Consider the following 11,086-nt stretch of genomic DNA (forward strand, 5'->3'; position numbering starts at 1 on the left):
CGCCCGCACCCTCAACAGGGGCCCCTTCCGTCCCATGCTCTGGGCCTTCGGCACGGGAGCGGGATGACCGCTCAGCGGAGGCTGACGCCCACGGAGCTGACCACGTCGTTCCAGGGGCCGCCCGCGACATTGCCGATGTTGCTCACCGCCTGGGACGTGCTGAAGCATCGGCCGGTCTGGTTGTCATGCTCACAGAAGGTCCCCAGGTACGGGCCGATGATGAGGATGGAGGACAGGCTGTCGTTGAAGCCGAGGTCTCCGAGCCGGCCCACGCTCGACGTGAGGCGCAGCACGTTGCCCTCGTAGTCCGCGTGCTCGTAGAGGTACACGCCGTCCTGCGCGGAGTACCCCTGGACGGCGTAGGTGTAGTCGCCCAGCGTGAGCTTGGCGGCCTTTCCATAATCCCCATACGCCCAGTTGCTGAGCCCGCCGGGGGCCTGTTTCACCACGACAGACCAGCTCTGGAATGGGAAGCGCGTCTTCACGCGGTTGAAGAGCTGGGTGGCCCGGTCCGTCGCGCTCCCCGACAGGCTGCTCAGTTGCCCATTCACATAGCTCTCCAGGGCGCTCTTGCTCACCGCGCTCGTCACCGTGCGCGAGGTGAAGGCGATATGGGTGTAGCCATCCATGGCATCGGACTGGAGGAAGGTCCCGTCGTAGTGCATCCATGCGCCCCAGGACTGCTTCAGGGCCATGACGTGCCAGTTCCGTCCCGGCGCGGCGTTGTGGATGAAGGCACGGACTCCGTTCCAGCGGTTCGCGGCATCGCCTCCGACGGTGTAGGAGATGTTCCTGAAGATGGTGGAGAGGTCGGCGGGCAGGCTGCTCGAGGCGGGCAGCATCCGGTAGTTGAGGGCCAGGATGGCGTCGATGAGCCCCGCGCCGGGGAAGTCCATCATCAGGATTCCCGCGCGCTGGACATGGGCGCCCACCAGGTAGTCGATGGCGAAGTCATTGACCCCGCGGGTCGCGCCCACGCCACCTGCCACCACGTAGGGGAAGGCCCCCACGGACGAGCCGCTCAGGAAGTTCACATACAGCGTGGAGGGGGAGCCCGTGTTCGTCCTATCCAGGTGGGCGCGGACCTTGTTCCACTTGTCATCGATGTCGAAAATGGAGGGCACGGTCCAGTCATCCTGGAGGTCCAGCGACGACCAGGGGATGCCGTAGGCTCCGCCAGCGAAATCGTCCAGGATGACGATCTTCCCGCGCACTTCGCCCAGGGTGGGCACGAAGTTCCCTCGCCAGATGTAGGGACTGAAGGCGGGCTGGTTCCGGTACCACTCGAAGGTCTGCGCGAAGGTGCGGGTGATGTTCTCCTCCGTGTGCTCCTTCTTCACGCGCATCACGAGCGTCTCGCGAGGGTTCGCGTTCAGGAACTGGATGGCGGTGGTCAGGACATCCGTGAAGTTGACGTTCAGGTAGACGACGCCGTGATGGATGGTGAAGGCGTCGTTGATATGGCGGCAGCGGATGTCGAGCGCCCGGATGCCCGCGTCGAGCTGGGCCCGCAGGTTCAGGGACTGGGTCTGCGTCAGGTCGCCACCTGCGTTCGTGAACGCCATGGTGTCATGCGTTCCGGGCAGGGACATGGACGCGAGGCCCGTCGAGTCGGGGAACGCGGCCATCCAGTTCGGGTGGCTCGTCTCGATGCTGCCCGAGTGGTTGTAGTAACGCCCGCCCGCGGAGGCGGGCAGGGCCAGGGTGAGCAGCCCGAGAACGAGGAACATCGCCGCGCCTTGTGGGCGCACGGTGGGACGTGGGGAAGGGGTCATGGGACCTTCCCTTCTACCTGGAATCCTCGTTTTTCCGGAAGAAGCCTTTGAGTCAAGGTTTCCTGCCGTGCAGTCGTTATGGAGGAAGGAGGAGGTGACGGATGCACGAGCGAGGTGAGGTGCCCCTGTTCCGGCTCGAGGCGGAGGGCGGCGGTCCGCGCGGCACGCTGGATGCCTGGCAGCGGCGCGACATGCTGGTGGCCCTGCTGCATCCCGGCTGTGACGTCTGCCAGGCGCTGCATCGGATACTCCAGGAGCGCGCCCCGGGCCTGCGCACCGGGGAAGCCGAGGTGATGGCAGTCGTGCCCCAGGGCGCTGCCGGCGTGCAAGTGCCTCCAGGTGCGCTGGTGGACGTGGAGGGCCGGGTCTCCCGCTCGTTGGCGGAAGCTTTCGGCGGAGAGGGCCGCCTGGGAATCGCCAGCCGCTTCGGCGGGCTGTACGCGGCGGTGGACATCCACTCCGGCCCCACGCAGCGTGTGCTCGACGAGGCGCTGGAGTGGCTGGACCTCGCGCAGCGGCAGTGCGGTGAGTGTCAGGCTCCGCTGGCCTGGGACTGACCCGGCGAGCGCCCGCGCCTGGCAGCCACGGTTCATCGTCTCGAAGTCCCGGCGCCTTCGAGGAGCGGCTCACGCTTCGCGGGGGAGCACTTGCGTCTCCGTGACACACGGATGCGTCCCCGTGGCACGCATCCGCCACGCGGCTCCAGCCCATGTCCGAAGCCGCCCCTCTGAATCGTTGGCTCCACAGTGAATGGCCCGCGATTTGCTCAGGATGCCGGCATGGCCAATTACTATGACGGTGAGCTCTATTACGTGAAGGTGCGCCGGTTCGTTGACGGCTCTCCAGACCGGCAATTTCTAGGCTGGCTGGGGCTCGGCTCGAAAGACGGGTATGCAAGCTATATAGACAAGAATTCAATCCCGCCGCAGGACCGGGTGCTGGCGGTCCAGTGGGTGGGCCTCCTCCCAGAGGGCGCTCCACCAGCCTCCGCACCACGATATCTGCGCGCCCTCAACTACCCCGGTGGAGCACGGTTCCTGGGCGGCTCGGGGGAGAATGGGTTCTATTGCTACTGGCACGAAGGCGACTCCTCCGGTGGACCCGGCGAGAATTATGCCTTGACGCTCATTCCCCTGCCCGACTCCAACGAATGCCTCGTGCGCCGCTACAGCGACAATGGCCCCGTCTATACCTACGACGATGACTACATGGGCTATTGGAAGTCCGGCAATGAATTCGAAATCACGTTCGAGTTCATCCCGGCCGCCCGGTTCAGCACGAAGCATGAGCACTGGATGAGAGACAACAACGCCACGATCGGCGCGCGGCATCTGTCGGAGATCGTCATCCCCGGCAGCCACGATGCAGGCTGCAGTCAGATCCGCCGGCCTCTGGGCAATGTCACGAGCCAGACGCAAGGGCTGGAGATCTACGACCAGCTGATGGCGGGCTCACGCTATTTCGATCTGCGGGCGTGGCAGGACACAGACAAAGCCTGGAAGATCTACCATGGGAAGGATTGGTCGACCGTCTCTTTGCAGAACGCGGTCGACCAACTGAGCAGCTTCTTGAGCAAGCACCCCAGGGAAGTGGTGCTCGTGTCGCTGCTGCTCGAGGATCAACCCGGCGTCTTCGACAACAAGCTGAAGGGTGCCTGGCAGTTGGTCTTCGACAAGCTTCACCCGTATCATCTGAATTACGAGGACCCGAACGGCGCTCCTCGAGATTTCAGCAGAATCACCCCGGACTTCCTGTATGGCCTCGGCAAGAACCTCCTGCTCTTTTCCTGGGGGCAGGCTCAGTCCTGGTCCTACACGAACAGCGACGGCCAGGCGATAACCGCATCACCCTGGAGCTCCGGACGCGGAACACACATGGATCTCGACGGTGTGTTCGTCGATGACGCGGCGGCCACCGCGCAAGACATTCTTGGCGCCTACCAGCGCTACACCAGGCCGCAGGGGAGCTGCTGGATACTCCACACCAACACGCCCTGGCAATTCAAGCTGGCCACCGATTCGATCTACGCGAAACACTTCAGGAATACTCCCCAGCTCACCCGTTATTTCAATTCCAGGACCATGGGGCTTCCCAAGGCAAATATCATCAACATCGATTATGTCGGAGACGTTGTGAACGGCTCCAACCTGGTCGAGGCCGTCATCAAGAGCAACCTCTGAGCCAGCAGCGGTGAGCACGAGCGCGCGGAGCTCCACCGTGCCTCACCCCGAGACGGCCTTCCTCACAGCCGGACGTTGAGTGTAGCGCTGGAGGTACTCCACCAGCAGGGCTGCCCGTCGAGCAGCCCTGGCGTGTTTGCCAGGTGGAGGGGCCGCGCTCATTGGTGCCCGCGGGGCATCGACAGCTCCCAGGCCCCGCGGGGTTGGCCCACACCGTCACCTTGCAGGTGTGATGGGAGCAGGTGCGGGTAGGGGAGGGGCTCGGCGTAGGCGGTGCCACAGTCCGAGGGCGTGCCCGCCCGCCGCGCGACGGCGCCGCATGTCAGCGGGGAGTGCTAGCAATGCTGCCGCTCCGCCATGCGAAGGCACTTCGCGGCGGGGGCACATCCTTCAACCTGAAGAGGAGCACTCCAGAATGTATTGGCGTCAAGGACTGGGAGCGATGCTGGCGGCGGCCGTGGGCCTTTCGGCGGGTGACGCATCCGCGGAGCCGGGCAAGCACACGTGGAGCCGCAGCTTCGGAGACACCGCGCAGCAGTGGACGGAGGACGTCGCGGTGGACGCGGCGGGCAGCACCGTGCTGGTGGGCCAGTACGGCGGCACGGCCTTCACCCTCGGCGGTGGCGTGCTGCCGCCCAACAACTATTACTACAACCTGTTCCTCGCCAAGCTGGACGGCGCGGGCGCGCACGTGTGGAGCCGAGCCATCCCCGGCGTCAGCGATGACGACTTCGGCTTCGTGTCCTACGAGCGCAGGCTGACCGTGGACGGCTCCGGCAACATCCTCATCGCCGGCAACTACTACGGCGCGCCGGACTTCGGCTGTGGCCCGCTGGCCCAGGCCCGCGGCAGCGTGTTCGTGGTGAAGCTGGACGCGTCGGGCGCGTGTGTGTGGAGCCGGGGCTTCCCGGGCGCCTACGTGGAGAGCCCGCGCATCACGGTGGACGGCACCGGCCGGGTGGCCGTGACCGGCTTCTTCAATGGCACGCTGGACTTCGGAGGGGGCCCTCTGTCCAGCACCCAGGGCCTCTTCCTGGCGCGGCTGAGCGCCACGGGCGGCCACCTGTGGAGCAAGCGCTTCGAGGCGACGGAGGGCACCCTGGCCCCCGGCGCGCTGGGCGTGGCCGCGGACAGCACGGGCAACGTGTTCCTCACCGGCGGCTTCAGCGGCTTCCTGTCGCTCGGCGGCACCCCCATGCGCAGCCGTGGCGGGCAGGACCTGTTCATCGGCCGGTTCAATCAGACGGGGGGCCTGAACTGGGGCCGCCGCTTCGGTGACGCCGTGGACCAGGTGGGCCATGGCATCGCCGTGGACGCCACCGGCAACATCGTCCTCACCGGCGGCTTCGGCGGCGTCATGGCCGTGGACACCGTCTCCCTGACGGCGCAGTCCGCGTCCGACGCCTTCGTGGTGAAGCTGGACCCCACAGGCCACGGCACCTGGGGCCGCCAGTTCACGGACGCCTCCGGCACGCAGCTCGGCACGCAGGTGGCGGTGGACGCGGCGGGCAACATCGCCGCCAGCGGCCAGTTCACGGGCTACATCAACCTGGGCGCCGGCCCGCTGGACCTCGAGGGCAACGTCAAGCGCTACGTCGCGAAGCTGGACGGCACGGGCGCGCTGGTGTGGGGCCTGGGCTTCGTGAACGAGGGCTACGACTTCGACACGCGCATCGCGGTGGACGCCGCCGGGGACGTGCGCGTGGCCGGCAGCTACACCGGCAACGCCTGGTTCTACGGGGACGCGTTCTCCTCGCAGGGCGGCTCCGGCTACTACGACGTCTTCGTCGCGCGGTTCCGGGACTACTGAAGTCCCTTCGGCGTAAGACGTGAGGCTCCGGGGCCGGAGGTCGCTGATGGCAGCGGCTTCCGGCCCCGCGGTCCTGACCGGCTCCCACTCCATCACCTTCCATGCCTGGGCAGAGTCCGGTGTCCGGCATTCGAATCCATCCAAGACATGAGTTGCGAACGCCAATAGGGCCAAGGGCCGGAGCGTCCGGCGCCAGAGCAGATGCCTGGCGCCGGGTCTTCTCCGGCGCGAGGGCCACCGCAGGGGTTCCTGGTTCTCGACGGTAGCGCCCTACGCGGGCCGCCCTTCGTCTGGCTCCAGCCACGAGCGGGGTGATAGCGGCAGCGCGCCGGAAGGCACTCTCGCAAAGCGGGGAATGTTGGGGTACTCGCGCTGCGTGGGCATCCCGCTGAGCTCCGCCAGCCGCAGCAGCGTCAGGCCGTTCACGAATAGGGCGCCATCCGTGCGGCGTGCATCCTCGGAGTACGCCTCCTTCTGACGAAAGAGGCGGGAGCGTTCCTCGATGCTTGAGCGCAGTGCTTCGTCGAAGCCTCCGGCATCACGGCGCAGGACCGCCTGGCACACCTCGAGGTAGGGCGCATGCTCGCCCTCGACCACCTGCGCCCAGCGCATCATCAGCGCTGGGAAGTCATGCGCCTCTCCCGCGAAGAGATGCAGGAAGCACTTCTGCATGAACCGGTGGAGCAGGAAGTCATCCTCATACTCGTACCGGGGGTCGCACCGGTCCGGTGTCAGCCTTGCCAGTTCCGCCGCCAGCTCCAGCTGCCCGGCGGCGACCGCGTCGGCGAACGAGAAGTTCTTGCTCGCGCAAGTCGTGCGGGGATGGAAGGTGCGGCCGCTCGCGGCGAGCCGCAGCAGATGGACCCGCACGAGCCCGGACTTGCAGAGGTAGAACTGGAATCGATCGGCACGTGCCTCGGAGAGCAGCGCGCACAGCGCAAGGCGGTGATACATGAGCGCGGCCGCATGATAGGCAAGGCCAGAACCCTCGCCCTCACCCTGGGAGGAGATTTCCTCCAGGGCCGCCTCCAGGGTGAACTGGGCGTTGTCTTGAATCGTCTCGAGGTCCATGGCTCACGCAGGCATCGTGGTCAGACCACACGGCACTGCTCGCCCATGGCGATGTACTGGATTCCGGTGATGCCGTTCTGCTCCAGCACCGAACGCAGATCATCACGGATGACGAGCACCCGGGGCATGACCTCCAGGCGAAAGAGCCTTGCCTCGGGCGGAACGCGCTCGGGGTCCAGCGCGAGCTTGAAGAGCGCTTCGAACTTTCCGGGAGAGATGATGGAGGGTTCTCCCTCCGTCTTCGCCATGTCGGCGCAGTCCTGGGTGCCAATGACGTTGGCGATGAAGCAGTCCTGAGCCGCGACGCGCCCTTTGTGGTTGTAGAGCGCGAAGGAAAGGAACTCGATCTCCACCCCTGCTTCCTTTTCCAGCAATGCCTTGAGCCGGCCGCTGACCATGTGTTTCAGGAGCGTGTTGGGGATGAGATCCGGAACGACCATTCCCCGGAAGCGGTTGGACATCTGCAACCGGACCCCCGAAGGATAGGTGTCCCCCATGCGAATTCCCTCGCTCGCGGCCCATGCGGTCTTCTTCAAGGGCCGTGGCAGGTCATCAATGAGGCAGTTCTCGTCATTGATGGTTTGATTCAAGATGAAGTAGGAATGTGTCGCGTTCATGCTGGGAGGCCGGAAGGGACGGAGAAGACCTGGGAGGAGGCCGAAGGCCGTTCAAAGAGCATCATCCACGGTGACATACTTGAACTTGCCCGTCAGCCCCAGGTTTCCCTTGGCCCGGAGCAATGCCCTCAGTTGCTTGGAGTGTTCATCCAGCTGGTTCCTCCAGGGCTTGCCTTCGGTCTCCGGGCAGTCAATTTTCTTGCTCTGCGCCTTGCGCAGTTGATCGCCGAGGCTGCTGACGCGTGTCTGGACTTCCGCGCTGTATTTCTTGTGACTGTTGGTATGGGCGGGCAGCAGGTAGACCCAGCCCATCAGCTGCTGCGTCGGGAGGATGATGATGTTGATGCCCTTGTGGACGTTGTACTTGAACTGCTGGAGCAGGCTGATCGTCTCTTCGAAGACGAGGTAGAGGACATCTGTCGGGATGACGTGGTGGGCTTCATGAGGCCAGGGCTTGTCAGCATTGGGCCAGAAGTTCTTGGTGCCCTCCGGCCCCATGTCCCAGGCCCCCGCTGTCAGGAAGGGATTGTTGTCCTTCTTCTTGCCGGCCATGCGCATCCTGAGGTTCAGCCGATTGCCCGCTTTCGTGGCCGCCTTCGTTTCATTGGGCTTGGGCTTGTATTTGAAGCCCAGTGCATCATCGAGCCTCTGGCGCTCGGGCTTGCCTTCCTCATGGAACTTCAGGTTGTACCAGCCCGAGTCATTGGCCAGATGGTACGTGATGGCATTCTCTTTGTGGTTATGCCCTTTGAAGAGGCACTTTCGCTGGCCGTAGGGTGGCTTCCGTGCATCCGTCCACACGCAGCGGGAGACACAGCCGTTGTTCACGCCGTGTTGATGGCTGTCTTTCGTGGCCATCTTGGCCAGGTGGCGATTCTTCTCGGCGGTCTTCGCCTTGCCCTCGGCGTTGGCCTCCGCGTCCGCGCGTGCCTTGGCTTCCGGATGCGAGTCCGGGGTGCCGGCCGCCAGCTTCTGGGACTGCTGGGCCTCTTCCCGGGCCTGCCGGGCCTTATCGGCGCGGTCCTTGTACTGCTCGAAGGCAGCGCGAAGAGGATCGATCTCTGCCATGACGTCACCTCTTCAAGCCTGAAGGCTGTTGGCTGTCCTCGATGAGCACGGCGCCCCGGGCCTCGTCATCGCCAAGGAGCAGCACCAGGGCCGCGTGGGCTCGCGCGTAGCCACGTGCGAAGCCCCGTACGGCCATGCACACCGAGGCGGCCCCCGTCGCGGCGCCCAGTTCTCCGAAGGATGCCGGGGGATGCCAGTGTCTGGGCTCTTCGTGCAGCAGGGTGTCCCGCATCCGGATGAACGCATTTCCGTAGTCCCGAGCCCGGAACTCGTCGCCGTTGAGATTGGCGATGACCAGCTCTGGACGTGCCCTCGATGCACCGAGGCAGTTCCTTGCCGCTGCCGTGAGCGCGGCGCCCGAGGGAACGGCCTCTGAAAACCGGTTGGAGGGCTCCTTCACGAGGGAGGCGCCTGCCAGCTGACCTTCGACGCGAGCACCGCGCGCGCGGGCCACGGAGGCGCGCTCCAGGAGTACGAAGGATGCGGCCTCTCCCGGGAAGAAGCCGGAGGCTTTTTCATCCGTCCGCAGCAGACCCAGCTCATGGAGGGCCTTCAGCGCGGGCCCGGACACGCACGAATCGATGCCGCCAACGATGCATCGGTCCAGCTCGTGAGACCGAATTCGCCGCACCGCCTGTTCCACGGCCTCGCAGAAGGCAGCGGGCCCTCCGAAGAAACAGGAGCGCAGCGCGGGAGCAATGGCCAGCTTCCGCAGCGACAGCAGCGACGGGACCAGGTAGCCCTCCTGCCTTCGCCGGAGCTCCTGCTGTTGGGTGAAGTGCGCCTGAAGCTCTTCCCAGGCCACCTCGTCCGGAGCGGGGCCTTCCCCCAGCAGCTGGAGCTGGCGGAGCCAGAGCGCGTGAAAGCCGCCGGGGAGGCATAGGAAGAATCCCGTACGCATGTGGTGCTCGGAGCGAAGGCCCGCATACGCAATCAGGTCTTCCAGCGCCGCATCTCCCAAGCGGAGCAGCCGCCCGATCCCTTCGAAACCATCGGTGAAGCCGCCCACGGCATGCCCCTTCAAGGGGATGCTCTCCAGCGTGTCGAGGTCCGCCTCCTCGATATCGAGCTGCGTCCATCGGGTCACCCCCGCCCGCGCGGACGCACAGCTCGTGACCACGTCCAGCCCCACCGAGGTCGTCAGCCCCAGGCCGGTAATGGCAATGGACTCTGAAGGGATTCTCGCGGGCGTCATGCGGCTGGAGGCGCTCCCGTGTTCCGTCCTGGGACCTGCCTACATGTCCTCCTCACACACGCCGCACTTGGGTTTCTCCTCCGAGTCGCTCATGGCCATGACAGGCCCTTGCATGACGGGGAACGGCGGCGTGTTCTTGTCGTTGTGGAGCATGAGGTCAAAGGCGCGTGCCACGTTCTTTCCCTCGAACTTCACGTCGAAGGAGTAGTTGATGAACTCGGCTTTGCCCTTCGTCTTGCCGGAGGCCACGCCACCGCCGGCGGTGCCCGCCTCGTCGCCGGTGCTCGTCTTGAAGTTGGAGTCCTTGACGCACACCGGGTTGCCAGCCACGGATACGTTCTTGGTGCCCTTGTCCGTATCCGAGGACTGGGCGATGTTGGGGTACGGAATGGGGACGGGGCCCGCCGGACTGGGCGTCTTGCACACGTCCGGGAAGGCCGAGGTGACACCGCCGCTGTCCTTGGTCACCACGGACATCTTGTTCACACCGGTGTTGACGGGCATGGCTTCCCCTTGAACGAGAGGCCAGTGTATCACACGGCATCCGCGGCTTGGAGGCTGGGAATCTCCCCGGGTGGCGCCCGCAAGAAGGTGGGCTCTCCCGTGGACTTTCGTGGGACTGCTCAAGCTTGTCGCTCGAGTCGCGCGCGGCGTCAGTCCTCCTCCAATTCCACGGAGACCGCGTGCCGGCGCAGGTCCGCGAGCTGCGCGTCATCTGGCGGCACCTGGTCGGCCACGTCCGGCGTCACCGAGACCACGCCGGGGATGGCGCGCAGGGCCTCAGCGGTGCGCAGGACGAACTGCTCGCGGTCGGCGACGGAATCGCTCTTCTTCTTGCGGGAGACCATGGTGCGGAGCCTCGAACGGGAGGGCCCCATGATGCCGTGCTGGCGCGAAGGCGCCCTGGCTCGAGCCCGCGGGTAGAAGACGCCATGGGGATTGCATCGGCGGGTGGGGGCCACGAACTATGCTGACGCCATGGCGATGCATGAGCGATTCGAAGTCACACGGGGGCAGTGGAGCCTCGTGGGCGAGCGCGCGGGCCGTGGGCCGGCCATGGTGTTCCTGCACGCGGGCGTGGCGGACCGACGGATGTGGCGCGCGGAGCTCGCGGCCTTCGCGCCCACGCACCACGCGCTCGCGTACGACGGGCGGGGGTTCGGAGAGAGCCGTGGTGCGCCCGAGCCCTTCAGCCACGTGGACGACCTCGGCGCCGTGCTCGACGCGGTGGGCGCGCGTGAGGCGGTCCTGGTGGGCTGCTCGCATGGGGGACGGGTGGCGCTCGACTTCACGCTCGCGCATCCGGACCGCGTGCGTGGCCTCGTGCTCGTGGCCCCCGCGGTGAGCGGCGTCGCGGAGCCCTCCCCACC

Annotated in this window: 11 protein-coding genes; 4 read left to right on the forward strand and 7 right to left on the reverse strand. The window is 65.9% G+C overall.

Annotated elements, in window-relative coordinates; genetic code table 11:
* Positions 1-71: 71 nt before the first annotated feature.
* Complete coding sequence (locus HG543_RS45830) at positions 72-1,775, reverse strand: phosphatidylinositol-specific phospholipase C domain-containing protein (RefSeq protein ID WP_246357769.1); 1,704 nt, start codon at positions 1,773-1,775, stop codon at positions 72-74.
* A gap of 101 nt (positions 1,776-1,876) precedes the next feature.
* On the opposite strand from HG543_RS45830, the gene HG543_RS45835 reads away from it, so the two are divergent.
* The 3 genes from HG543_RS45835 (at position 1,877) to HG543_RS45845 (ending at position 5,765) form a co-directional block, all read left to right on the forward strand.
* The gene (locus HG543_RS45835; protein ID WP_169351288.1) at positions 1,877-2,332 is read left to right on the forward strand and encodes a thioredoxin domain-containing protein; all 456 of its coding nucleotides are present in this window, start codon (positions 1,877-1,879) and stop codon (positions 2,330-2,332) included.
* 222 nt (positions 2,333-2,554) lie between these two features.
* Entirely contained in the window at positions 2,555-3,955 is a 1,401-nt protein-coding gene (locus tag HG543_RS45840) for a phosphatidylinositol-specific phospholipase C domain-containing protein (protein WP_169351289.1), read from the forward strand.
* Positions 3,956-4,370: 415 nt separating this feature from the next.
* Entirely contained in the window at positions 4,371-5,765 is a 1,395-nt protein-coding gene (locus HG543_RS45845; protein ID WP_169351290.1) for an NHL repeat-containing protein, read from the forward strand.
* A 270-nt stretch (positions 5,766-6,035) separates the two neighbouring features.
* Here HG543_RS45845 and HG543_RS45850 read toward each other — a convergent pair whose 3' ends face one another.
* The 6 genes from HG543_RS45850 to HG543_RS45875 all read right to left on the reverse strand — a co-directional run bounded on the left by HG543_RS45850 (position 6,036) and on the right by HG543_RS45875 (position 10,564).
* Positions 6,036-6,836, reverse strand: a complete 801-nt coding sequence (locus HG543_RS45850; protein ID WP_169351291.1) for an Imm49 family immunity protein — start codon at positions 6,834-6,836, stop codon at positions 6,036-6,038.
* Positions 6,837-6,856: 20 nt separating this feature from the next.
* Positions 6,857-7,453, reverse strand: coding sequence for an imm11 family protein (locus HG543_RS45855; RefSeq protein ID WP_169351292.1), 597 nt, complete (start codon positions 7,451-7,453; stop codon positions 6,857-6,859).
* A 51-nt stretch (positions 7,454-7,504) separates the two neighbouring features.
* Positions 7,505-8,521 (reverse strand): AHH domain-containing protein, encoded by a 1,017-nt coding sequence (locus HG543_RS45860; RefSeq protein ID WP_169351293.1) that lies wholly within the window; start codon positions 8,519-8,521, stop codon positions 7,505-7,507.
* A gap of 4 nt (positions 8,522-8,525) precedes the next feature.
* Positions 8,526-9,716 carry a beta-ketoacyl synthase N-terminal-like domain-containing protein gene (locus tag HG543_RS45865; RefSeq protein ID WP_169351294.1) on the reverse strand — a complete coding sequence of 397 codons (1,191 nt, stop codon included), beginning with the start codon at positions 9,714-9,716 and terminating at the stop codon, positions 8,526-8,528.
* Between the two features lie 39 nt (positions 9,717-9,755).
* Positions 9,756-10,220: a DUF4150 domain-containing protein gene (locus tag HG543_RS45870; RefSeq protein WP_169351295.1), complete on the reverse strand. Its 465-nt coding sequence runs from the start codon at positions 10,218-10,220 to the stop codon at positions 9,756-9,758.
* A gap of 149 nt (positions 10,221-10,369) precedes the next feature.
* A complete protein-coding gene (locus tag HG543_RS45875; RefSeq protein ID WP_169351296.1) occupies positions 10,370-10,564 on the reverse strand; it encodes a hypothetical protein in 195 nt (64 codons plus the stop codon).
* 130 nt (positions 10,565-10,694) lie between these two features.
* Here HG543_RS45875 and HG543_RS45880 point away from each other — a divergent pair.
* Positions 10,695-11,086 (forward strand): alpha/beta fold hydrolase (locus HG543_RS45880; RefSeq protein WP_211194613.1); only part of this gene is annotated, 392 nt, incomplete at its 3' end.

This window comes from Pyxidicoccus fallax (genome assembly GCF_012933655.1).
GTDB lineage: Bacteria > Myxococcota > Myxococcia > Myxococcales > Myxococcaceae > Myxococcus > Myxococcus fallax.

What these genes read in the sequence shown, in the direction of transcription:
- HG543_RS45840 (WP_169351289.1), top strand. Translation starts at nt 2,555, where the DNA reads ATGGCCAATTACTATGACGGTGAGCTCTATTACGTGAAGGTGCGCCGG.
- HG543_RS45875 (WP_169351296.1), bottom strand. Translation starts at nt 10,564, where the DNA reads ATGGTCTCCCGCAAGAAGAAGAGCGATTCCGTCGCCGACCGCGAGCAG.
- HG543_RS45855 (WP_169351292.1), bottom strand. Translation starts at nt 7,453, where the DNA reads ATGAACGCGACACATTCCTACTTCATCTTGAATCAAACCATCAATGAC.
- HG543_RS45835 (WP_169351288.1), top strand. Translation starts at nt 1,877, where the DNA reads ATGCACGAGCGAGGTGAGGTGCCCCTGTTCCGGCTCGAGGCGGAGGGC.
- HG543_RS45865 (WP_169351294.1), bottom strand. Translation starts at nt 9,716, where the DNA reads ATGACGCCCGCGAGAATCCCTTCAGAGTCCATTGCCATTACCGGCCTG.
- HG543_RS45860 (WP_169351293.1), bottom strand. Translation starts at nt 8,521, where the DNA reads ATGGCAGAGATCGATCCTCTTCGCGCTGCCTTCGAGCAGTACAAGGAC.
- HG543_RS45845 (WP_169351290.1), top strand. Translation starts at nt 4,371, where the DNA reads ATGTATTGGCGTCAAGGACTGGGAGCGATGCTGGCGGCGGCCGTGGGC.
- HG543_RS45830 (WP_246357769.1), bottom strand. Translation starts at nt 1,775, where the DNA reads ATGACCCCTTCCCCACGTCCCACCGTGCGCCCACAAGGCGCGGCGATG.
- HG543_RS45850 (WP_169351291.1), bottom strand. Translation starts at nt 6,836, where the DNA reads ATGGACCTCGAGACGATTCAAGACAACGCCCAGTTCACCCTGGAGGCG.
- HG543_RS45870 (WP_169351295.1), bottom strand. Translation starts at nt 10,220, where the DNA reads ATGCCCGTCAACACCGGTGTGAACAAGATGTCCGTGGTGACCAAGGAC.